This is a genomic window from Providencia sp. PROV261 (genome assembly GCF_028477945.1).
Lineage (GTDB): Bacteria > Pseudomonadota > Gammaproteobacteria > Enterobacterales > Enterobacteriaceae > Providencia > Providencia stuartii.
In genome coordinates, this window is record NZ_JAMPMC010000017.1 from 128,965 (window position 1) to 151,699 (window position 22,735).

At 43.0% G+C, this 22,735-nt stretch carries 20 protein-coding genes; 14 read left to right on the top strand and 6 right to left on the bottom strand.

The features are described 5' to 3' along the window. Positions 1-198 precede the first annotated feature (198 nt). A complete protein-coding gene (greB, locus tag PR675_RS12260; protein ID WP_014657013.1) occupies positions 199-684 on the bottom strand; it encodes a transcription elongation factor GreB in 486 nt (161 codons plus the stop codon). A gap of 158 nt (positions 685-842) precedes the next feature. Between greB and PR675_RS12265 the strand changes: the two genes are divergently transcribed. The 5 genes from PR675_RS12265 to PR675_RS12285 all read left to right on the top strand — a co-directional run bounded on the left by PR675_RS12265 (position 843) and on the right by PR675_RS12285 (position 7,764). After that, positions 843-3,176 (top strand): Tex family protein, encoded by a 2,334-nt coding sequence (locus PR675_RS12265; protein WP_014657014.1) that lies wholly within the window; start codon positions 843-845, stop codon positions 3,174-3,176. Between the two features lie 337 nt (positions 3,177-3,513). Next, entirely contained in the window at positions 3,514-3,744 is a 231-nt protein-coding gene (gene feoA / locus PR675_RS12270; RefSeq protein ID WP_036942241.1) for a ferrous iron transporter A, read from the top strand. A 56-nt stretch (positions 3,745-3,800) separates the two neighbouring features. Next, positions 3,801-6,119 (top strand): Fe(2+) transporter permease subunit FeoB, encoded by a 2,319-nt coding sequence (feoB, locus tag PR675_RS12275; RefSeq protein ID WP_060561279.1) that lies wholly within the window; start codon positions 3,801-3,803, stop codon positions 6,117-6,119. Between the two features lie 12 nt (positions 6,120-6,131). Further along, entirely contained in the window at positions 6,132-6,383 is a 252-nt protein-coding gene (locus PR675_RS12280) for a FeoC-like transcriptional regulator (protein ID WP_040132687.1), read from the top strand. A gap of 94 nt (positions 6,384-6,477) precedes the next feature. Then, the gene (locus tag PR675_RS12285) at positions 6,478-7,764 is read left to right on the top strand and encodes a hypothetical protein (RefSeq protein ID WP_060561280.1); all 1,287 of its coding nucleotides are present in this window, start codon (positions 6,478-6,480) and stop codon (positions 7,762-7,764) included. Between the two features lie 44 nt (positions 7,765-7,808). Here the strand turns inward: PR675_RS12285 and bioH are convergent, their stop codons facing one another. Further along, a complete protein-coding gene (gene bioH, locus PR675_RS12290; protein WP_060561281.1) occupies positions 7,809-8,588 on the bottom strand; it encodes a pimeloyl-ACP methyl ester esterase BioH in 780 nt (259 codons plus the stop codon). A gap of 33 nt (positions 8,589-8,621) precedes the next feature. On the opposite strand from bioH, the gene PR675_RS12295 reads away from it, so the two are divergent. The 7 genes from PR675_RS12295 (at position 8,622) to PR675_RS12325 (ending at position 15,712) form a co-directional block, all read left to right on the top strand. Beyond that, positions 8,622-9,305 carry a hypothetical protein gene (locus PR675_RS12295; protein WP_014657020.1) on the top strand — a complete coding sequence of 228 codons (684 nt, stop codon included), beginning with the start codon at positions 8,622-8,624 and terminating at the stop codon, positions 9,303-9,305. Between the two features lie 63 nt (positions 9,306-9,368). Further along, on the top strand, positions 9,369-9,947 hold the full coding sequence (gene nfuA, locus PR675_RS12300) for a Fe-S biogenesis protein NfuA (RefSeq protein ID WP_014657021.1): 579 nt from the start codon (positions 9,369-9,371) through the stop codon (positions 9,945-9,947). 89 nt (positions 9,948-10,036) lie between these two features. Further along, positions 10,037-10,360 (top strand): thiosulfate sulfurtransferase GlpE, encoded by a 324-nt coding sequence (glpE, locus tag PR675_RS12305; protein ID WP_004923549.1) that lies wholly within the window; start codon positions 10,037-10,039, stop codon positions 10,358-10,360. 16 nt (positions 10,361-10,376) lie between these two features. Continuing rightward, complete coding sequence (gene glpG, locus PR675_RS12310) at positions 10,377-11,222, top strand: rhomboid family intramembrane serine protease GlpG (protein ID WP_014657022.1); 846 nt, start codon at positions 10,377-10,379, stop codon at positions 11,220-11,222. Between the two features lie 30 nt (positions 11,223-11,252). Next, on the top strand, positions 11,253-12,011 hold the full coding sequence (locus PR675_RS12315; protein ID WP_004923543.1) for a DeoR/GlpR family transcriptional regulator: 759 nt from the start codon (positions 11,253-11,255) through the stop codon (positions 12,009-12,011). A 294-nt stretch (positions 12,012-12,305) separates the two neighbouring features. Continuing rightward, entirely contained in the window at positions 12,306-13,814 is a 1,509-nt protein-coding gene (gene glpD, locus PR675_RS12320; protein ID WP_272582750.1) for a glycerol-3-phosphate dehydrogenase, read from the top strand. A 329-nt stretch (positions 13,815-14,143) separates the two neighbouring features. After that, positions 14,144-15,712: an ATP-binding cassette domain-containing protein gene (locus PR675_RS12325; protein WP_150376107.1), complete on the top strand. Its 1,569-nt coding sequence runs from the start codon at positions 14,144-14,146 to the stop codon at positions 15,710-15,712. A gap of 42 nt (positions 15,713-15,754) precedes the next feature. On the opposite strand, the gene PR675_RS12330 is transcribed toward PR675_RS12325, so the two are convergent. The 3 genes from PR675_RS12330 to PR675_RS12340 are packed head-to-tail and all read right to left on the bottom strand — an operon-like array spanning position 15,755 to position 17,214. Further along, on the bottom strand, positions 15,755-16,249 hold the full coding sequence (locus PR675_RS12330) for a DUF2569 family protein (protein ID WP_014657024.1): 495 nt from the start codon (positions 16,247-16,249) through the stop codon (positions 15,755-15,757). 13 nt (positions 16,250-16,262) lie between these two features. Further along, positions 16,263-16,622, bottom strand: a complete 360-nt coding sequence (locus PR675_RS12335) for a DUF488 domain-containing protein (protein ID WP_014657025.1) — start codon at positions 16,620-16,622, stop codon at positions 16,263-16,265. Between the two features lie 37 nt (positions 16,623-16,659). Further along, the gene (locus PR675_RS12340) at positions 16,660-17,214 is read right to left on the bottom strand and encodes a DUF2569 family protein (protein WP_060561283.1); all 555 of its coding nucleotides are present in this window, start codon (positions 17,212-17,214) and stop codon (positions 16,660-16,662) included. Positions 17,215-17,412: 198 nt separating this feature from the next. Here PR675_RS12340 and PR675_RS12345 point away from each other — a divergent pair, with 198 nt between their 5' ends. Then, a complete protein-coding gene (locus PR675_RS12345; RefSeq protein WP_004923520.1) occupies positions 17,413-18,312 on the top strand; it encodes a DNA-3-methyladenine glycosylase family protein in 900 nt (299 codons plus the stop codon). 86 nt (positions 18,313-18,398) lie between these two features. Here PR675_RS12345 and poxB read toward each other — a convergent pair whose 3' ends face one another. Beyond that, complete coding sequence (gene poxB, locus PR675_RS12350) at positions 18,399-20,123, bottom strand: ubiquinone-dependent pyruvate dehydrogenase (RefSeq protein WP_004923516.1); 1,725 nt, start codon at positions 20,121-20,123, stop codon at positions 18,399-18,401. Between the two features lie 1,105 nt (positions 20,124-21,228). Here poxB and proP point away from each other — a divergent pair. Next, a complete protein-coding gene (proP, locus tag PR675_RS12355) occupies positions 21,229-22,731 on the top strand; it encodes a glycine betaine/L-proline transporter ProP (protein ID WP_004923504.1) in 1,503 nt (500 codons plus the stop codon). Positions 22,732-22,735: the final 4 nt, after the last annotated feature.

A 22,735-nucleotide genomic window follows, 5' to 3' on the forward strand; every position in this document is an offset into this window, starting at 1 on the left:
AATATACCCACCATGCTCCAAGCTGTATGGGTGTTACAAAGCGCTGCTATCTAAATCACAAAAATAGTCATGACGATAAATTTTTACTTGCGCTTAATAACGGCATATCACCTGAATTATTTTGTGTATAAGTAAAATATAAGATAGTTAACGTCCTAATTTACCATCAACTTGAAATTTAATGAATAATTTTACGCCTTATAGGACTAGCGGTTTATAACTAATTTCTAACACTGTATAGGTTACCCGCCCCCCAGGTGTATTCACCGTAATTTCATCATCAACCTGCTTACCAACTAGCGCGCGAGCAACTGGAGAATCAATAGAAATCCAATTTTTGGATGGATTAAACTCATCGGCACCGACCAATCGGAATATTCTGATATTTTCATTATCGTCTTCTAATTTCACCCATGCGCCAAAAAAGACTCGCCCTTCTTGCCGTGGGTCTGGTTCGACAATTCTTAGTTGATCCAATCTTTTAGATAAAAAGCGTACTCGACGATCAATCTCTCGCAAACGCTTTTTACCATAAATATATTCCGCATTTTCTGAACGATCACCTTGAGCCGCAGCTTCAGAAACCGACTGAGTGACTCTTGGGCGCTCCTCTTTCCAAAGATATTTAAGTTCTTTGTCTAGCGCATCCCAACCTTCGCGTGTGATTAAGAGACTCTTATTCATAACCTTCATAAATCAGTAAGCAAGTTAGATAATTATAAATTATATACAGAATTAATCTTTAACTTTAGCAAAGTTCACCCTAGAAATTCTGCTTCTGTGCAAGTATAACAGTGCCATAAATTTTTTAACCATTCTTTGACTAGGTATTAAAAAGCGACATGAATGAAACTCTAAGCCAAATAATCGCGGGAGAGCTACAAGTTCAACCGAAACAGGTATTTTCTGCTATCACCTTGTTAGATGAAGGGAATACGGTTCCTTTTATTGCTCGTTATCGTAAGGAAGTCACAGGAGGCCTTGATGATACTCAGCTTCGCCAATTAGAGAACCGTTTAGGCTATTTACGAGAGTTAAATGAACGCAAGCAAACCATCCTCAAGTCAATCGAAGAACAAGACAAACTCACTCCCGAACTCGCCGCTGCTATCAATAACACCTTAAATAAAACCGAGCTTGAAGACCTCTACTTGCCCTTTAAGCCCAAACGCCGCACTCGTGGGCAAATTGCTATCGAAGCAGGCCTAGAGCCGTTAGCAGACACATTGTGGAATGACCCCACTCAATCCCCCGATGATGTCGCTCAATCCTTTGTCAATGCCGAAAATGGCGTGGCAGATACGAAAGCGGCTCTCGATGGTGCTCGTTATATCTTAATGGAGCGTTTCGCCGAAGATGCAGCATTATTAGCTAAAGTTCGCGACTATTTACTGAAAAATGCCCATTTGGTTTCCAAAGTTATCGATGGCAAACAAACCGAAGGCGCTAAATTTAGTGACTACTTTGATCACCAAGAACCTGTTTCTTCCGTTCCGTCGCATCGCGCATTAGCCATGTTCCGTGGTCGTAATGAAGGTATTTTACAGCTATCACTAAACTGTGACCCGCAATTTGAAGAGCCACCAAAAGAAAGTTACTGTGAAGAGATCATTACTCGCCACCTTGATGTTCGATTGAATAATGCACCAGCAGACCAATGGCGTAAAGCGGTTATTAGCTGGACATGGCGCGTCAAAGTATTGCTACATCTCGAAACTGAGATTATGAGCTCACTGCGCGAAAAAGCAGAAGAAGAAGCAATCAATGTGTTTGCGCGTAACCTCAGTGACTTATTGATGGCGGCACCAGCCGGTATGCGAGCGACTATGGGGTTAGATCCGGGTCTACGGACAGGGGTGAAAGTCGCGGTGGTGGATGCGACAGGTAAACTTATCGCAACGGATACTATCTATCCACACACAGGTCAAGCGGCTAAAGCGGCGGCTAGCGTTGCGGCCTTATGTCAAAAACACCAAGTCGAGTTAGTCGCTATCGGTAACGGAACGGCTTCAAGAGAGACTGAGCGCTTCTTTGCTGACGTGCAAAAACAGTACCCCGAAGTCACAGCACAGAAAGTGATTGTGAGTGAAGCGGGGGCCTCCGTTTACTCGGCATCAGAGCTGGCCGCTCAAGAATTCCCTGATCTTGATGTGTCACTGCGCGGAGCCGTGTCTATCGCACGCCGCTTACAAGACCCCCTCGCCGAATTAGTGAAAATCGATCCGAAATCGATTGGTGTTGGTCAATATCAACACGATGTGAGCCAAACTCAATTAGCTCGTAAACTCGATGCCGTGGTCGAGGACTGTGTAAACTCTGTCGGCGTTGACTTGAATACCGCTTCTGTTGCCTTACTAACCCGCGTTGCAGGTCTAAGCAAAATGATCGCGCAAAACGTGGTAAATTGGCGCGATGAGAATGGCCGTTTTGCAGATAGAAAACAGCTTCTAAAAGTCACTCGCTTAGGACCAAAAGCCTTTGAACAGTGTGCGGGCTTCTTACGGATCACCAACGGCGATAACCCACTTGATGCTTCTGGCGTTCACCCAGAAGCTTATCCCGTTGTTGAAAAGATCCTCGAAACTGTTCGCCAGCCCCTTAAAGAGATTATGGGCAACTCCTCTGTTTTAAATAGCTTAAGCCCTCGCGACTTCACAACAGAGCAGTTTGGGGTTCCTACTGTTACCGATATTATCAAAGAGCTGGACAAACCGGGCCGCGACCCACGCCCTGAGTTTAAAACGGCGACCTTTGCCGAAGGCATTGAAACCATGAATGACTTAGTCGCAGGCATGATTTTGGAAGGTTCGGTGACTAACGTCACTAATTTCGGCGCTTTCGTTGATATTGGTGTGCATCAAGATGGCTTAGTGCATATTTCATCGCTGTCTAACAGCTATGTTGAAGACCCACATAAAGTGGTTAAAGCAGGTGATATCGTTAAAGTAAAAGTGATGGATGTTGATATCCCTCGCAAACGTATCGCCTTATCGATGCGCCTTGATGAACAACCCGGCGATACCAATAGCGCACCACGCCGCCATAATGACCAGCAAGAGAGAAACTCACGTAAACCGCAATCTGCACAACGTGACATGTCACGGAAAAACCAAGCCGCCACTGGAAACAGTGCGATGAGTGATGCCCTCGCTGCCGCATTCGGTAAAAAACGCTAATCCCTCAACCTCTACAATCCGATTTCTCTTTGATTGTAGAGGTTTTTACTCACGCCCAAGCTATTTCGCTCCGTGAATAATTAACAAAACAAATACATTAATCGATTTTAATTTACTCTATAAATTTATTGGGTTTCGCCTTGGTGCGCGGCAAACTCAATGCTTAGTTGATCCACATCAATTAAATTTGACGAAAAAAGAGGCTAAATATAACGAATAGTTGATGATTATTATTATCATTATTGATTAGATTTTTTTCTGTTTATGCTGACTTTTTACTTGTATCTCTCTTAATAACAATCATCAGTATTATTACCTATGACTAATGGAAGGCGATATGTCACTACTTCCTCAACACAGCTACAAAATACTCGGTTTTTCACCGCAGATAAGCCCCGCTTACCGACAAAAACTGCTCTCGCTTGGTTTATTACCGGGTTCCATTTTTAAAGTAGTACGTTTTGCTCCTTTAGGAGACCCAATACAAATCGAAACGCATCGAGTTAGTCTTGTACTACGAAAAAAAGATCTCGCCTTACTCAACCTTGATGAAGCCACGCCGACTTAATATCAGGTGTTGTTATACCACGTTACTATTTTGTATTTTTATTATCGGTAAACACTATGAAACCATTAACCATCGGCCTCATTGGCAATCCAAATGCAGGTAAGACAACGCTATTTAACCAATTAACTGGCTCTCGCCAACGGGTTGGTAACTGGGCTGGTGTCACCGTCGAAAGGAAAGTTGGGCGTTTTAATACGGCTGAGCATCATATTGAATTAGTTGACTTGCCCGGTACTTATTCGCTAACCACCATTTCAGAACAGACATCTCTCGATGAGCAAATCGCCTGCTATTTTATTTTAAGCGGCGAAGCCGATATGCTGATTAACGTCGTCGATGCCTCTAATTTAGAGCGCAACCTCTACCTCACTTTGCAATTAGTGGAGTTGGGGGTGCCTTGCATCATCGCACTTAATATGTTGGATATTGCACAAAGCCAACACATTGAGATTGATGTTGAAAAACTGCAACAGCAGTTGGGTTGCCCTGTCATTCCGTTGGTTTCAACCCGTGCGACAGGGATTGATAAACTCAAACAATCGATTGATAAACATCCTCAGAACAATATGACAGCGCTGGTTGAATATCCGGCGGCCTTATTACAAGAGGTGGATTCACTCTCTGAGCAGATCTCGGCGCAGCAATTTAGTCAGCAACAACGTCGTTGGTTAGCATTGCAGATACTCGAAGGCGATATTTATAGCCGCCAGCGCGCGAATATTACAGAAGCGCAATTGCAGGCAACTCAACAGCACTTAAAAGCTAGCTTAAATGAAGAGCCTGAACTGTTAATTGCCGATGCCCGCTACCAATCCATTGCTGCAATTTGTGAGAAATCCATCAATAACAGTGCCGCGGAGCCCAACAAATTAACGCAATCCCTTGATAGACTCATCCTTAACCGCTGGCTTGGCGTTCCGATTTTTTTATTTGTCATGTACTTAATGTTCGTCTTGGCAATTAATATTGGTGGCGCTTTGCAGCCGTTCTTTGAAGGTGCCTCAGAAGCCATCTTTATCCATGGTATTCAGTGGGTAGGGGCGTATTTCAGTTTCCCTGATTGGCTCACCGTCTTCCTTGCACAAGGTATTGGTGGCGGTATCAATACCGTACTCCCTCTCGTACCGCAAATTGGTATGATGTACCTGTTTTTATCTGTCTTAGAAGACTCGGGCTATATGGCACGAGCCGCCTTTGTGATGGATAGATTAATGCAGGCCTTGGGCTTACCGGGTAAATCCTTCGTGCCATTAATTGTGGGTTTTGGTTGCAATGTTCCCGCCATTATGGGCGCACGTACGTTGGATGCACCTCGTGAGCGCCTCATTACCGTATTAATGGCTCCATTTATGTCTTGTGGTGCGCGGCTCGCTATCTTCGCGGTATTCGCCTCCGCGTTTTTTGGGAAAAGTGGCGCAAGTATTGTTTTTTCACTCTATATCCTCGGAATTGTTGTCGCTATCTTAACGGGTTTGCTACTGAAACATACCTTAATGCGTGGTGAAGCCTCTCCCTTTGTGATGGAACTCCCGGTGTATCATGTGCCCCACCTAAAAACACTGTTGATCCAAACTTGGCAGCGCCTAAAAGGCTTTGTGATCCGTGCGGGTAAAGTTATCGTGGTTGCCAGTATGTTTATCGGCGCTTTAAATAGTTTTTCCCTTTCAGGAAAACCTGTCGATAATATTAATGACTCCGCTCTTGCTTCCGTCAGTAAAGTGATTACCCCTGTTTTACAGCCTATCGGAGTGCATACCGATAACTGGCAAGCCACTGTTGGTTTGATTACTGGTGCGATGGCAAAAGAAGTTGTTGTAGGAACATTAAACACCCTCTACACCGCGGAAAATATCACAGCCGAGCCATTCGATGCCCAATCCTTTGATTTACTCGATGAGTTGGGGGATGCAGTCGCAGAAACTTGGGATAGTTTGAAAGAGACCTTTACCCTAAGTGCACTTTCTAATCCAATCGAGGCAAGTAAAGGCGATGGTGAAATGGCTTCTGGATCCATGGGCACCATGGCAGCCAAATTTGGTTCCGATATTGCCGCATACAGCTACCTTATTTTTGTCTTGCTGTATGTCCCTTGTGTTTCGGTCATGGGGGCTATCGCTCGTGAAACCAATAAAAGCTGGATGGCATTCTCCATTTTATGGGGGCTGAATGTGGCTTATAGCCTTGCGGCTCTGTTCTACCAAGCTGCAACTTTTAGCCAGCACCCGCAAAGCAGCTTAATTATTATTGTTGCAGTTATCATATTTAATCTTGTGCTGTTTACCTTATTGCGCCGAGCACGGAGCAGAGTAACACTGAATCTGGCAAATCAAACCGCCAAATCTTGTTCCGACTGCTCAGGCAAGGCCTGCCACTAACGGGGAATAACGATGGTCAGCTTGTTACAAATCAGGGATTTCATTGCACTGTATGGGCAAGCTGACCTCGACTTACTCAGCCAACGACTCCATGCCCCTAAATCACTTATCCAAGCGATGCTCGATAAACTAGTCGCAATGAACAAAATCGAAAAAGTCGATATAACAGCCTGTTTAACCGGAACAAGCTGTAAAGGATGCCCCGAAAGCAGTAATTGCTCACACCCTTTATATAAAATAAAGTCACCCCCGCTCTGTGAGTGACTTACGCGACCTCGACAATGTCTCTTTTTTAAAGTTTTAATCAAATTACTCACTAAAATACATGACTTCATTCAGGTTAAAAGAGGAAGTATGTATGACAAGATTTGATAAAAGCCTATTTTTAAATAATACGCTTAATTACCTTCGTCAATTCGGCTATCAAGCAATCCCATCAGAAGTGAAATATAATTTAACCAAAGGCCTTACCGCTTATTTCCTCGTTACCTCAGTGAAAAATAGTGGTAACAGTTACATCAGCTTGTTATCGCGAGCGCAAGATTATCTTAATCGTACTCACTTAACTTCAAATAAAACCGATATCTCCCATGAATTACTCACAACAAGTATCAAAAAAGTACTTGATATCCAAAAACCCTTAGATGTGATTAAACGCTATCAAGACTATCATGCCAGCTCTAGCAAAATTGATCGCCGAGGCTTAGGCGTCAAACAATCACTCACACCCCACCAAAAAGCAGATATTGAAAGCAGCCAACATTTCAAAAAATATAGTGACAGCGTTCATCAATTAGCTGAACAATATTTTAATGCACTGAAAAATAAAGCACTTAAAAACGTTGATGAGCTCGCCCCCTCATTAAATAAGGTTTTATTTAAAAAATTACTCAGCAGATACCCCAATAATTTATCAAAACTCATTACCAAATCCGATAAAAGCCTAATAGAGGCCTGCTTTAATACCGCTGCGGAACAAATGCGTTGCCCCAAGTTAAAGCAATATGACCAATTTATGGCAAAAAATGGATTTATCACAGCGAGTGAAACTGAGCTTAGCTATTTTTTTCAAATAAAAACGCCTGTTGAAATTAAACTAGGGTTACGTGAAGACGCACGGCAGGCTGAAACAGGCAATAAAGAGACAGGGATACAAATTTTTGCCGGTAAAGATACATTAGCGGCCTATATCCGTAAAAATCCAGCGGATGATGTCACAACTTTCACCCTCTTTGACCCTAATATCGGTGTTGAAAAATTCTATAGTATTGACGCCTTTCTTACGACGCTGATTAGCAAAGCTACGGCTTATAACCTTGAAAATGGCTATTCTACCGAAACATTGAAATACAAAAAGTTTTATTACCACCGACCACCTGCCGCCGACCAAGAACAAACGGCAACCCATCGTGCAAACCTTTTTGCGCCGTCCGCGCCACCACTCCCTTTTGAGCCTTCCGCCCCACCCGAGGCGTTGATGGCAGAAGACACGGTTGGCTCTACCTGCTCTGCCGTTCCTCCATCTTATGGCGAACTATTTCTAGGGGATAAATCCCCTTTAGCGCTCCATGACGCACATCTTTCTGGGCAGCACAACGCACCAGCTCCCCCTTATGCTCTATTTTCGCCTACCCAGCAACGTTAGTTTTATCATTTTACTCAGTGGCTTATTGCCACTGAGCTAATAGGTCACTCTTCCAATCGTGCCAGAAAGTCCAGTAAATATTCACAAAATTCATCTGGATGGGAAATGAAGGGTGCATGGGCGCTATGGCGCATCACAACAGAAGGTGAATTAGGATAACGTTCATCAAGTAATGTCGCGACTTTACGTGGCACCAAACCATCTAAGTAACCATAAAGACGTAAAAATGGCACGGTGAGAGCTTTAAGCTCCTCACGTAAATCTGTAATACGTAAAATTTCTAGCCCTGCATTTAGAATTTCCACTTTTGGCATAGGCTGCTCGAGCACCACAGATTTTAGCAATTTAGCATCTTGACGAGCGCTTTCAGTGCCTAACGTTTGCAATGCTAAAAAACGTTCGACTGTGCGCTGAAAATCTGTCGATAGTTGCTGTTCAAACCCAAGTAGCACCGTTGATTTTATCCCCGGCCAGCTCCCCTCATGGGCTTGAAAACAAGGTGATGAAGCGACCGTAATCAATCCTTTTATCTGCTGAGGATGGCTAAGTGCAATATGACTGGCGATTAATCCCCCCAGTGACCACCCGAGCCAAATAGCCTCTTTAGGCGCCTGCTGCCATAAAGTATCAGCCATCGCGGCTAAATTCATCGCATCAAACCCTTGGCTACGACCATAGCCAGGCATGTCAACTAAATGCAAACGAAAATGCGGTGAGATTCGCGGAATAATGGAACGCCACACTTCGGCATTCAGCCCCCATCCGTGCAGCAACACAAGATCTTGAGAACCTTCACCGATTGTCTCCCAGTACAACTGCGTCATGGTTACACTCTCTTTTTTCACAGGAATATGCTTATGCTAACAATGCAAGGTGCCTGTTGGCTATGCCAGCAGCCATTAAAATTAGTGGATCACGGGATTTGTGCGTTCTGCATAAAGCGCATCCCAACCATGTCAAATGTCTGCCATCGGTGCGCACTACCAGCCGAACAAGGCCACATCCTATGTGGTCGCTGCTTAATTCAGCCGCCTGCGTGGCATCGGTTAATCGCTGTTAGCCCCTATCAAGCCCCTTTACGTAAATTAATCCATCGTTATAAGTTTAACCCACAGCCTCAATTAGCTTTCACGCTTGCTAAAGTGTACGCATTACATTGGCTTAATGGTTATCGCCAGCAGCTTTGGCCTAAGCCTGATAGGCTTTTGACAATCCCTTCACACCCTAAGCGGCTATGGTTACGTGAATTTGACCACATTGCTTTTATCGGTGAATATTTAGCCAAGTGGTTAAATATTGCCTATTCACGAAATTCATTATTGCGCACTCGTGATACACTGGCTCAGATAACATTAAAACGTAAACACCGCCACAGCAATCTTAATGGCGCATTTACCCTAACAACCCCTGTCATAGGGCAGCACGTCGCTATTTTTGATGATGTGCTGACGACAGGCGCGACGATGCAAGCCGCGGCACAATTGCTGATTTGTGCGGGTGTAGAGACAGTACAGGCTTGGTCACTCTGTCGCACCTTGTAGGAATGGGGCAAATGGGCGTATTATAACCAACTAAAGCGGTCAACTATTATTGAGCAAATGATTATGATTAATATTACTGAAGCAGCACAGGCTCATTTTGCCAAATTACTGGAAAACCAAGAGCCAGGCACCCAAATTCGCGTGTTTGTCATCAACCCAGGCACACCTTCTGCTGAATGTGGCGTTTCCTACTGCCCACCGGACGCTGTTGAAGCAACAGACCAAGAATTGAAATTTGAGCGCCTATCCGCTTATGTTGATGAGATCAGCGCACCATTCTTAGAAGACGCAGAAATTGATTTCGTGACAGATCAGTTGGGTTCACAACTGACGCTCAAAGCGCCTAACGCAAAAATGCGCAAAGTCTCTGATGACGCACCTCTTATCGAACGTGTTGAGTATGTTTTACAATCACAAATTAACCCACAACTTGCAAGCCATGGCGGTCGTGTCTCACTAATGGAGATCACTGATGACGGCTTTGCTATTTTACAGTTTGGTGGCGGTTGTAACGGCTGTTCAATGGTCGATGTCACATTAAAAGAAGGGATTGAAAAAGAACTTCTCAAAATGTTTGAAGGCGAGCTAAAAGGTGTTAAAGATCTTACTGAGCACCAACGTGGTGAGCATTCGTTCTACTAATTGTTCACCTAAACTTGCTAATCTGACGGCGCCCGTATCTCATTGCGGGTGTCTTTTATTATTTCATCACCTTTATAATTCGGTATTTTATGGAACAATTTGAGACGCTAACGCCTGCACAGGCATACCAACATTGGGTTGATGGCACCGCGATATTAGTGGATGTTCGTGACCCACAAAGCTTCCGTGCGGGGCACGCAAGTGGCGCCTATCATTTGACCAATGAAACACTGAGCGCATTTTTAGCACAAACAGACTATGAGCAGACCATCATGGTGATGTGTTATCACGGTCATAGCAGCCAAGGAGCTGCACAGTACTTAATTAATATTGGCTTCGAATCCGTCTACAGTATCAATGGTGGTTTTGAGGCTTGGTTGAGGGAATATCCACAAGCCGTTACGGCTCTCTAAGCGAGAAAATCCATTCATGATCCATGTTGTTTCATTCACAAATCCCAGAATGGCCCAGGCTTTTGTCGATTATATGGCAAGCCAACATATCGAATTAAAAGTCCATCCTGTTCCAGAGCAGCAGCAAATAGAGCTTTGGCTTCAAGATGAGCAATATCTCGCAAAAGTACAGCAAGAGCTTAACCTTTTTTTGCAAGATCCATCAAACCCCCGTTATACCGAAGCAAGCTGGAAAATAGGTAACACCCAAACCGCGTTTAAATATCGCAACACTTTGACCTTGGCTAATCTCAAAGCACAATCAGGTCCTTTAACCATCGCCGTCATACTGATCTGTGCTGGCGTTTATTTTTGGTTAGCCATAACCCAGCACCTTGATGTGCTACGTTATCTTGCATGGCCACGGGAAGGGCAGCAATTTGAACTTTGGCGGTGGTTTAGCCCTGCATTCGTTCAATTTTCCCTATCTCAGCTCATTTTTAACCTCGTTTTGTGGTGGTATTTAGCTAGCCAAGTTGAACGTAGGCTAGGCTCCGGTAAATTACTAACGATCTTTTTAGTATCTGCCTTATTCTGTAATTGGGGGCAATCGCTGTATAGTGCATCTAATTTTGGTGGACTATCTGGGGTTGTCTACGCGCTGATCAGCTACGTTTGGCTAATGGGTGAACGTCAACCCGAAAAAGAGGTCAGTGCTCCGAGAGGGTTAATCATTCTAGTTGTTGTTTGGCTCGTGTTAGGTAACTTAGAAATTTTAGGTCCTGATATCGCAAATGCCTCACATATATCGGGGTTAATTATCGGATTATTGATGGGAATATGGGATAATCGACATACTTTTACATCCCATCGCTCCAGATAGAACATACATATTTAGTTAGAGGCTAACACCGTGAAACAGACCCAGAGACATGATGCAATCATCGAACTCGTTCGCCTTCAGGGCTATGTGAGCACTGAAGAGCTTGTTGAGCATTTCGAGGTTAGCCCTCAGACGATCCGTCGTGACCTCAACGACCTCGCAGAACAAAATAGGATCCAGCGCCACCATGGTGGTGCAGCCCTGCCTTCTAGCTCGGTTAATGCGGCCTATCACGACCGTAAAATCATGTGGTCAAATGAAAAAGCTCGCATTGCTCAACGCGTTGCCAGCCAGATCCCTGATGGTGCAACCTTATTTATCGATATCGGTACAACCCCTGAAGCCGTGGCTCATGCACTGGTGAATCATAAAAATCTACGGGTCGTGACCAACAACCTAAACGTCGCCACACTACTAATGCCAAAAGAAGACTTCCGCTTGATCCTCGCGGGTGGCGAAGTACGCTCACGCGATGGCGGCATTGTTGGTGAGGCAACTCTGGATTTTATCTCACAATTTAGGCTGGATTACGGTATCTTAGGGATCAGCGGCATTGATATGGATGGTTCACTACTTGAGTTTGATTATCACGAAGTGCGCACCAAACGCGCAATTATCGAAAACTCACGTTGTGTGATGCTAGTCACTGACCACTCAAAATTTGGTCGTAATGCCATGGTCAACCTCGGCAATATGAATCTGATCGATCATTTATTTACCGACAAGCTACCACCTGAAAGCATTCAAAAAGTGATTGAACAGCACAATGTACAACTCGAGCTGTGCTAATACTTTAATCTAGATGGTAGTATCGGCTACCATCTTTCCTTTCCTGCCAAACTTAACCTTTTCGTTAACCCTCTCGATAACGCTCTCAATGACATTCTTTCGTTAATGTTCGAACATTTTCACTTTGTAAAAATAGCCACAGTATATGTGTGGTTATTGAAAATAATTTGTTACCTTTATCACGAGTTGTTGTTTTTTGTTGGTTAACAGTTGGCATATTAATCGATTTTGATTACAATCAAATGAGCGAAAACGAACATTATAGAAAACGTTTCGAACATCTCAGGGGGATGCATGGAAACTAAAGACTTGATTGTAATCGGCGGCGGTATAAACGGCGCTGGTATCGCGGCAGATGCCGCTGGCCGTGGATTATCTGTATTGCTGCTTGAAGCTCAAGACTTAGCAAGTGCGACATCATCTGCGAGTTCAAAACTGATCCACGGTGGTTTACGTTATCTTGAGCATTATGAATTTCGCCTTGTGAGTGAAGCACTTGCTGAACGCGAGGTGTTATTAAAACTTGCGCCACACATTGCGTTTCCAATGCGCTTCCGTCTGCCGCACCAACCTCACTTACGCCCAGCTTGGATGATCCGTATTGGCTTATTCCTGTATGATCACTTGGGTAAACGTACCAGCTTGCCCGGCAGTAAAGGGTTAAAATTTGGTCAAAATTCCGTCCTTAAGCCTGAACTTAACAAAGGTTTCGAATATTCAGACTGTTGGGTCGATGATGCGCGTTTGGTTGTATTAAACGCTCAAGAAGTGGTACGTAAAAATGGTGAGGTTCGCACACGTACAAAAGTCACTCGAGCCTATCGTGAAGATGGCTTATGGGTAGTTGAAGCAGAAGACCTGCGCACTGGTGAAAAAGAAACTTGGAAGGCGAAAGGTTTAGTTAACGCCACTGGCCCATGGGTAAAAGAGTTCTTTGACGATGGTTTGAAACTCAAATCACCTTATGGCATTCGTCTTATCAAAGGTAGCCATATTGTTGTGCCTCGCGCTCATGATGAGCCACAAGCTTATATTTTACAAAATGAAGACAACCGTATTGTGTTTGTGATCCCTTGGATGGATGAATTTTCCATTATCGGCACCACCGATGTCGAATACAAAGGCGATCCAAAAAATGTTCGTATTGATGACAATGAAGTGAACTACTTACTAAAAGTCTATAACGATCATTTCAAAAAACAGTTGAACAAAGCGGATATTGTTTGGGATTACTCAGGGGTTCGTCCATTATGTGACGATGAGTCTGATTCACCACAAGCCATTACACGTGACTACACACTCGATATTCACGATGAAAATGGCAAAGCACCGCTGCTGTCTGTTTTCGGCGGTAAATTAACCACTTATCGTAAACTCGCAGAAGCGGCTGTCGGTAAACTTGCGCCTTACTACCCAAATGCAGGTGCAGCATGGACTAAAAATGGTGTGCTGCCTGGCGGTGACATTGAAGGTTGTGATCGTGATGGTTATGCACGCTTACTACGTCAACGTTACAATTGGCTACCAGAAGGCCTTGCTCTACGTTTTGCAAGAACATACGGCAGTCAAAGCAAGTTGATCCTCGAAGGTGCTAACTCACTCAGCGATCTTGGCGAAGCATTCGGTCATAACGTCTATGAAGCAGAGCTACGTTACTTAGTCGAACATGAGTGGGTTACTGAATTAGATGACGCTATCTGGCGTCGTACCAAATTGGGCATGTGGCTGAACGAAAGTGAAAAACAGCGCATCGCACAATGGTTGGCAGAGCATGTGAACGTCGCTCAACCAGCCACAGTTTAGTTGTAAAAATCTCGTTGGCAATGCACCAAAAGCCAGTCGGTTTATCATCGGCTGGCTTTTCTTTTGGAATTTATACGGACCCATAGAGCACAATACCTACTACTTTATCAGTTGCCTAAACGCATAGAGTTTGATTAAATAATCAAATCACTCTTTCTTCCACCTAGCTAAAGGTATTCCCCGACGATGATTTGAGATCTGCCAGAAAATGCTTACAGATACCCAACACGGTATTTCTTTTTCTGTTTTTGGCAGACAATGGTCATCAATCGTCTCATTTCTTGAAAGATAGCACGCTGTTGTCTGCCCCCTGCTCTCAGGAGGTACACATGACTGTTGCTTGTCATTTTTCACAACTTAATATCGAATTTCACCAAACAGCGCTTTTTCCCCCCTTAAATGGCTCCTTGATATGCCAAAAAAATGCGTTAATTGGCAACAATGGCAAAGGAAAGTCTGTATTAATGCGGCTACTTGCTCAACAAATGCAACCAACCTCAGGCTACGTTAGTTGGGCGATGCCTTTTATGCACGTTGACCAGCTCACACGCTTAGAAGGAGATACCATCGCAGACGCTTTAGGTGTTAGCCCCTTGGTCGATGCATTTACAAGAGTCGATTCGGGTAATGCGACTATGGAGGACTTAGAGCTATTGGAAGATAAATGGCATTTACCTGCCATTTGGCAGAGCTTATTGGACTCAGCCAAATTACCCGTGATGATAGATGCTCCAATTAATCACTTAAGTGGTGGTGAGCGAACTCGTCTTGCATTATGTCGAGCCTTCTTACATAAAGACCATTTTCTGTTATTAGATGAACCCGATAACCACCTTGACCATGAGGGTCGCCAGTGGCTAAGCAATAAATTGGCAGAACATAAAGCAGGCTCTTTGGTTATTACTCATAACCGAGCTTTACTGGCTCATATGCAAATGATTTTTGAGTTAACCGATAAAGGGCTACATGAATATGGCGGCAACTATGCCCTTTATGAAGAACAAAAACATTTTGCTATGGCAGCCATTGAGGCCAAAACCGAACGGCTAGACAACCAAATCCGCCAAGAAAAACGCCAACAACACGCCACGTTGCAAAAAGCAGAGCAACGACGCAAACAAGGCGAAAAAGTTCGTTATAGTGGCTCTCAGTCCTTATTGCTACTGGATATGCAAACCAATCGTGCGCAAAAAAGACAATCTAACGTGGCTGAACGCCATCAGCGTGTTATGAACGATTTACAAGGCCAATTACAGGACGTACAAGACAAACAGATCCATAATAAACAACAGAAAATGACGTTAAATTACCAGCCAGATGGTCGTAAGGTCACGATTTTTGCCTCTCAGCTACAACTGCCTTATGGCTACACGGAGCCTGTTTCTTTCACTGCCTATACAGGGGAACATTGGCACATTAAAGGCCGTAATGGCAGCGGTAAATCAACATTGTTAAAAACCCTTGCGGGGATGATTACTGCGGTATCCGGAGAATACCGAATTAACCCTGCATTTTGTTATCTCGATCAACATCTCAATTTATTGGATAAAACACTCCCCGTCGCGGAAGCGCTACAACGCTATCAACCTGCATTTACCGTTGAACAATGGCGCACCCAATTGGGCATGCTCAGGATCCGAGGGGATAAGTCACTCCAACCACTTAGCCAACTTAGCGGTGGTGAACAACTAAAAGCGACGCTATTAGCGCTAACCCATAGCCCAACCCCCCCTGCGATATTGTTACTGGATGAACCTGATAACCACCTTGATTTAGATTCAAAAACACTATTGGAAGGATTACTCAGCGACTACAAAGGCACGCTTTTTTTGGTGTCGCATGATGAGACTTTTGTTGAACAATGTGGGATGACCAATGAATTAGTGCTGGCAAATTAACCTTTTTATGCCATTGGCTGCCTACTGGCAGCCAACGAGCGACTAGTGAATAAACGTCTGCTTGACTCTATCTGACATCAAAACATAGGGGATCCAGATAAAGCAGTAGAAACAGCTATTTACCACATTAATAATGTAGCTATACTCAATTTCAATACCAAAAATATTTGGGAAAACAAAGCGCGAAACAACAACCATCACGGTATAAAATAGCATCGAGATAATAAATAAAGGTTTCGCGATTTTTAGGCCTTTGAAGGCTGCGATAACGTTCCACGCCAACAAAACTATCAATATACCTTGGGCCATTTGTAGCATATAAAAAGCGTTTGAAAACCCATCGACATAAAAATCAGATTGCTCATTCGTCACAAGGTGCCAAGCTGATTTAACTTGCAGGATATCTAAGTACATCATGATGATAGTCTGATAAAGCATATAAAACAGACCCAGCATAGGTAAAATAAGCCATCCTCTAATGCCTTGTAGTGGTGTTTTTTGAGGGCCCGTTAAGACTGCGGGTGTGTTGACATCCATCTGATTAATAACCTTATTCTTGTGACTTAATACAGCGTTCTAAATATGCTTTCAATACGTGTGCCTGATTATGCACCTTATCTTTAGCACTATACAGCAAGGTGAGATTGCCTAGCTTCGCTTTCTCTACAAGAGGCATCCAAGCCGCTGAATGATGACTTAATTCTTGATGATAGTCTTCAACAAATTTATTGAATTGGTCAGGATGTTGATGAAACCATTTACGTAACTCATTGGATGGCGCAACGTCTTTATTCCATTCATCATAATCGAGCGCGACTTTTTTTATCCCTCTTGGCCATAACCTATCAACCAATACACGGTATCCATCTTCAGACGAAACGGCATCATAGACTCTTTTACAGTAAATCATGCACCCTCACATTCGCGATATTCAGTATCGCTATTACTTAATTAACAAACGTATTTTTTACCCTGACAGAAACTAAGAAATATAAGCCCCAAATAAAGAGGCGTATCCCACTACCGACAATATCTACAATATCTTCATCCTCTGCTGATATTGAGAATAATGAACTCAATAAAACGACACTTGCTATGGATAGTATGAAGTCACTCGCGTAAAAGAGAATAATGACTTTAATCACCAATTTTTTCTTATAAATAAAGAGATAACATACGAATAACAATAAGCCATAAATCAATGCACTCGAGAGTAAGTTAAAATATATGAACTCCCTAGCCATTGGAATAAATGATAATGACGTAGGGTCAGTCATCTTCTCCAAACCTTCTAGCTGCTCTGGAAGGTCTTTCAATAAAGTATAAGGAGTGATAATTAGCGTAAGAAATAATCCTAACATAGGGATTAGTAGCCATCCCCCAAAACCGACGGGTTCAGAAGAAAGAGGCTCATTTTCAACCGTTACTGATGGGCAATCCGTTTTTTGATCTGAACCCTCATTAATTCTACTTGAGGAGAGATGTTCTTCAGATTGGTTCATGGCTAGCTCCTTGCTTTTTAGTTTAACCTCAATGCAACTAGTTAACTTAAATGGAAAATTTATTTTATATAAATCTAACGCTTTTCGATTAAAATATCACCTTTGAATTAAAAATTATCAAAGCCAAAATACGAAAAATATCAAAATAACCTCATATTTTTTGTCCATAAAAATAATAATCCCGATAAGGCCTACTCTATGCCAAAAATAACCGCCCAGCTGTCTCTACCTCCCCATTATCAGACGAATGACTTTTTCGCCTTTCATTTAAGAGATCAACATAATATTGCCGAAATTGTTGAAGGTAATTTATTGCGCAAAGGTATATTGTGGGCGCACTCTCCAGCTCAATTACTTATTGAGATTGATAAAGACAAGGCACACATTACCCTTGATATTGATAACGCTAAAAATCGGCCCAGCGAATACGATGTTGTTGAACTAGGGAAACATATGCTCGGTTTACGGCAAGCCGTCGAACAGTTTGAAGCGGAATATTTATCACATCCCATTATCGGTAAGCTGATTAAGCAACAACAAGGTTTACGAATATATCAATCTTCAAGCCCATTTGAAGCATTAGTGTGGGCGATTATTGGCCAACAAATCAGTGTAACAGCCGCGATTGCAATACGTCGTCGCTTTATTCAAGCCACTGGTTCAAAACACTCATCGGGCATTTGGTGTTTTCCAGATGCACAGCAGGTGTCAAAAGTGACTGATGAATCACTACGCCAAGCTGGATTTTCTACTGGTAAAATCATCGCCATACGAGCGCTTTGTCACGCACTGTTAAGTCAGCAAATCGACCTATCACAACCTATCAGCAACCATAATGTCACAATATTGACCGACCAATTAGTCAGCCTTAAAGGTATTGGCCCATGGACGGTAAATTATGCGCTTTTACGCGGTTTTAACTACCTCGATGGCTCGTTACATGGCGATGTGGCCGTGAGGCGCAATTTGCAGTCTCTACTTGGCGCAGAGAGCCAGCCTACAGCAAAAGAGACGGAAAAATGGTTAGAGGCATTTTCGCCATGGCGTGCCTTAGTTGCCGCTCATTTATGGCGTAGCCAATCGGCTGCGGGGTATTAATTCCCTCATACAGATAGCAGCCAACCCTAATTGGTTGGCTGCGTAAATTGCCTAATTCGGCAAAGCAGATCAGTCAAAATGACCGATTAACGTAACCAGTTGGTTTTCGCTAATTCAACAACTTCATCACCACGACCACTTAAAATGGCTTTGAGCATATATAGGCTAAAACCTTTTGCTTCTTGCAAATTAATTGTCGGTGGCATAGAAAGTTCTTGTTTTGCTGTGACAACATCAACAACAACAGGGCCATCATGAGCGAAAGCTTCCTTCAATGCGGCATCCACATCTTCACTCTTCTCAACGCGGATCCCTTTGATCCCAGCAGCATTGGCAACTGCCGCAAAATTAGGATTATGGAGATCAGTGCCTTCTGTTAAGAAGCCACCTACCTTCATTTCCATAGCGACAAAACCTAACACGCCGTTATTCAGAACAATGACTTTCACAGGTAAATTCATTTGTGCCAGTGACAACAGATCCCCCATCAACATACTAAAACCGCCATCACCACTCATGGTTACAACTTGGCGTTGTTTATCGACAGATTGGATCCCCATCGCTTGCGGCATCGCATTTGCCATTGACCCATGATTAAACGAGCCAATTAAACGGCGTTTACCATTCATTTTTAAGTAACGAGCCGCCCATACCGTTGGCGTTCCCACATCACAGGTAAATACCGCGTCATCATTCGCCAATGCACTGATCCGGCTTGCTAAATATTGAGGGTGGATCACACCGTCTTTACCCGGTTTCGCTAAATCATCAAGACCTTCACGCGCTTCGGTATAATGTTTCAATGCGCTATCTAAGTGGTGCCTATCTTGTTTCACGTCTAAGTGAGGTTGCAATGCGGTCAAAGTGGCTTTAATGTCACCAATCATACCCATATCGATATGGCAATGGGAGCCTAAGCTACCTGCATTAATATCGATTTGAATAATCTTAGCCCCTTGAGGATAGAATGGGCGGTATGGGAACTGAGTACCCAGTAACACCACCGTATCGGCATTCATCATTGCATGGTAGCCGGATGAAAAACCAATCAGCCCCGTCATACCAACGCTATATGGGTTATCCCACTCAATGTGCTCTTTACCGCGTAGTGCATGCACGACTGGCGCTTTTAATGTTTCCGCCAGCTTAATCACTTCATCGTGTGCACCAGCACAGCCTGCCCCACAAAATAGGGTGATATTTTGTGCTTGGTTTAGTGCGTCCGCTAACTTCGCAATTTCAGCAGGCTGAGGCATGATCAACGGAGCTTGCGGCTGATACCATGTATCATTTGCTGTTTCCGGTGCTTCACGTAACGCAATATCTCCTGGCAGTACAATGACAGAGACACCTTTTTCTAGAATCGCTTTACGCATCGCAATCCCAAGCACTTGAGGAAGCTGCTCAGGGTTAGAGATCAGTTCGCAATAATGACTACATTCGCGAAATAGCTCTGTTGGGTGCGTTTCTTGAAAGTAGTTACTACCGATTTCACTAGAAGGGATATGTGCAGCAATTGCTAATACAGGCACGCGATTACGATGGCAATCATACAACCCATTGATTAGGTGCATATTACCCGGACCACAAGAGCCTGCGCAAACGGCTAGCTTACCCGTCATTTGCGCTTCTGCACCTGCGGCAAATGCTGCAACTTCTTCGTGACGGGTGCCTAACCATTCGATTGTGCCAAGACGGCGTAAGCTATCACTCAGCCCATTGAGTGAATCACCCGTAACGCCCCAGATGCGCTTCACACCAGCATTATCTAGGACTTTCGCGACATAGGATGCAACTGTCTGTTTTTTCATAATGGCACTCTTTCCAGTCAGATTAGGTTAAAATATTCACAGAGCATCAAATCTATTTTCTCTGTAATACATCATCATTATTAAACCAATTTACGCACTTTAAACTTAGTGTAACGAATTAAATTTGCGGTTCCTACCGAGGAAAACAAATAGCTATTAAGAACAGAACAATCCTCCACTAATATCAAAAGAAGAATCTAGATACAGCATAAATTAAATATTCATTGTGCGCTGAAATATCAAAAAACAATAATATTAACAATTATTTAATAACCAGTCATAATAAGAGTATTTAATAAATAATATTGATAATGATAAGTAATTTGTTGATTATCCTAGAGGAGTAAAAATAAGATAAATAATTGTATTGGTTAAGGTACCAGAATATTTAAATTGGTGATTGAAGAGCAAGAAGCTGGCATCAAAATAGAAATATTCACGAAATTCAAACCAGAAATAAGACTCAAAAATAGCTATCGATAAATAACTCAAATTCCATACCCTCCATCGGATAAATGGTATGGTTTACCAATAGGCCAAACGCGATATTTTTGCGCGCTGCTGCATAACTCCCCCTCTTGTAAAAAATTTAAGATAAGCATCATATTATTAAGCATTAAACACATCGCAATTTTTTATTAAAAAACAACACACTAAGTATAAAAACCAATTAAGTATTTTTGGCAAGGTTAAAAAATTAATAAAGACACTAAAATCAGCATAAATAACCGACATTTTACATTTAATCGATATTATTGTATTATTGATGACCTGTTTAAGTCACATAAAGGTTCTCATTTTGCTTTTTTTACAAAATGCACAACAACAAACTAGCTCACAACACTTCTCTATTCCCTGCTCTTCTCTGCGCAATTGTTAGCGGTGATTTTCCCCAAGTCGTCTTAGCAAATTCGATATGAAACACTCGTCATATTGATGATCTTTGCCAGTGATAAATAAAATATTGATGCATTCTACAGATAACGACTATTCTAATATAACGATCTCTGTTTTTATCTGGCGCGAGCAAGATATAGAGATATGGACCACACAGATCATGAATGCAATTCATTACGTTTCGAAATTCAGATAAAAGGATGGTTCCATGAAGTTCAAAAAGAAAAAAGAAAAGCCTTTAAATATTAATGATATTACTATCATTGATGATGGAAAATTAAAAAAAGCCATCACTGCGGCGTCGCTGGGTAATGCGATGGAGTGGTTTGACTTTGGGGTATACGGTTTCTTAGCCTATGTACTCGGTCAAGTTTTCTTCCCTGGCGCATCACCGAGCGTACAGATGATCGCCGCTCTAGCCACTTTCTCTGTTCCCTTCTTAGTTCGACCGCTCGGCGGTGTCGTCTTTGGTATCCTAGGGGATAAGTATGGCCGACAAAAAGTCTTAGCCGTCACCATTATCATTATGTCGATCAGTACCTTCAGTATCGGTTTGATCCCTTCATATGAGACTATTGGTATCTGGGCGCCTATCCTACTATTGTTAGCAAAACTCGCCCAAGGCTTCTCCGTGGGTGGAGAGTATTCAGGTGCAGCTATCTTTGTTGCCGAATACTCACCTGACCGTAAACGTGGTTTTATGGGAAGTTGGTTAGACTTTGGCTCTATCGCAGGTTTCGTGCTAGGTGCCGGTGTTGTGGTACTCATTTCAAGTATTGTTGGTGAAGAAAACTTCCACGAATGGGGCTGGAGGATCCCTTTCTTCCTTGCACTGCCTTTAGGTATCATTGGCCTGTATTTACGCCATGCACTTGAAGAGACCCCAGCATTCCAACAACACATTGAAACGCTCGAAAAACAAGATAAAGCCAATATTCAAAATCCACCGAAAGTCTCTTTCCGTGAAGTCGTTTCTAAATATTGGAAAAGTTTGATGATCTGCGTTGGTTTAGTTATCGCAACAAACGTGACTTACTACATGTTGCTGACTTATATGCCAAGTTACCTGTCGCATAACCTAAACTATTCTGCTGACCATGGTGTGCTGATCATCATTGCCATTATGATTGGTATGCTCTTTGTCCAACCAATTATTGGTTTAACCAGCGATAAAATTGGTCGCCGCCCATTCGTTATTGCGGGGAGTTTAGGTCTGATAGTGTTAGCCTATCCTGCCTTTATGCTCATTGATAGCGGCTCTGTTGGCTTGATTTTTGTTGGTTTGCTTATTTTAGCTGTGCTACTGAACTGTTTTACAGGGGTGATGGCATCAATTTTACCGGCTATTTTCCCAACGCACATTCGTTATAGCGCCCTCGCAATCGCCTTTAATATTTCAGTTTTGATTGCCGGTGCCACACCAACAGTAGCAGCATGGTTAGTTGAATCAACCAATAATCTGTATATGCCCGCCTTTTATTTAATGGTTATCGCCTTAATTGGCCTCTATACTGGTATTACTATGCCAGAGACCGCAAACAAACCATTAAGAGGGGCAACGCCTGCGGCATCTGATAGAGCAGAGGCGAAAGAGATCTTAAGCGAGCACTATGACAATATTGAACAGAAAGTTGAAGATATTGAACAACAGATCGCTGAGCTAGAGAAAAAGCGTCAGTCATTAATTAATCAGCACCCTAAATTGGATTAAACCT

What these genes read in the sequence shown, in the direction of transcription:
- glpE (WP_004923549.1), top strand. Translation starts at nt 10,037, where the DNA reads ATGGAACAATTTGAGACGCTAACGCCTGCACAGGCATACCAACATTGG.
- feoA (WP_036942241.1), top strand. Translation starts at nt 3,514, where the DNA reads ATGTCACTACTTCCTCAACACAGCTACAAAATACTCGGTTTTTCACCG.
- PR675_RS12335 (WP_014657025.1), bottom strand. Translation starts at nt 16,622, where the DNA reads ATGATTTACTGTAAAAGAGTCTATGATGCCGTTTCGTCTGAAGATGGA.
- nfuA (WP_014657021.1), top strand. Translation starts at nt 9,369, where the DNA reads ATGATTAATATTACTGAAGCAGCACAGGCTCATTTTGCCAAATTACTG.
- glpG (WP_014657022.1), top strand. Translation starts at nt 10,377, where the DNA reads ATGATCCATGTTGTTTCATTCACAAATCCCAGAATGGCCCAGGCTTTT.
- PR675_RS12295 (WP_014657020.1), top strand. Translation starts at nt 8,622, where the DNA reads ATGCTAACAATGCAAGGTGCCTGTTGGCTATGCCAGCAGCCATTAAAA.
- PR675_RS12340 (WP_060561283.1), bottom strand. Translation starts at nt 17,214, where the DNA reads ATGAACCAATCTGAAGAACATCTCTCCTCAAGTAGAATTAATGAGGGT.
- greB (WP_014657013.1), bottom strand. Translation starts at nt 684, where the DNA reads ATGAATAAGAGTCTCTTAATCACACGCGAAGGTTGGGATGCGCTAGAC.
- PR675_RS12325 (WP_150376107.1), top strand. Translation starts at nt 14,144, where the DNA reads ATGACTGTTGCTTGTCATTTTTCACAACTTAATATCGAATTTCACCAA.
- PR675_RS12265 (WP_014657014.1), top strand. Translation starts at nt 843, where the DNA reads ATGAATGAAACTCTAAGCCAAATAATCGCGGGAGAGCTACAAGTTCAA.
- PR675_RS12345 (WP_004923520.1), top strand. Translation starts at nt 17,413, where the DNA reads ATGCCAAAAATAACCGCCCAGCTGTCTCTACCTCCCCATTATCAGACG.
- proP (WP_004923504.1), top strand. Translation starts at nt 21,229, where the DNA reads ATGAAGTTCAAAAAGAAAAAAGAAAAGCCTTTAAATATTAATGATATT.
- PR675_RS12330 (WP_014657024.1), bottom strand. Translation starts at nt 16,249, where the DNA reads ATGGATGTCAACACACCCGCAGTCTTAACGGGCCCTCAAAAAACACCA.
- feoB (WP_060561279.1), top strand. Translation starts at nt 3,801, where the DNA reads ATGAAACCATTAACCATCGGCCTCATTGGCAATCCAAATGCAGGTAAG.
- bioH (WP_060561281.1), bottom strand. Translation starts at nt 8,588, where the DNA reads ATGACGCAGTTGTACTGGGAGACAATCGGTGAAGGTTCTCAAGATCTT.
- glpD (WP_272582750.1), top strand. Translation starts at nt 12,306, where the DNA reads ATGGAAACTAAAGACTTGATTGTAATCGGCGGCGGTATAAACGGCGCT.
- PR675_RS12280 (WP_040132687.1), top strand. Translation starts at nt 6,132, where the DNA reads ATGGTCAGCTTGTTACAAATCAGGGATTTCATTGCACTGTATGGGCAA.
- poxB (WP_004923516.1), bottom strand. Translation starts at nt 20,123, where the DNA reads ATGAAAAAACAGACAGTTGCATCCTATGTCGCGAAAGTCCTAGATAAT.
- PR675_RS12285 (WP_060561280.1), top strand. Translation starts at nt 6,478, where the DNA reads ATGACAAGATTTGATAAAAGCCTATTTTTAAATAATACGCTTAATTAC.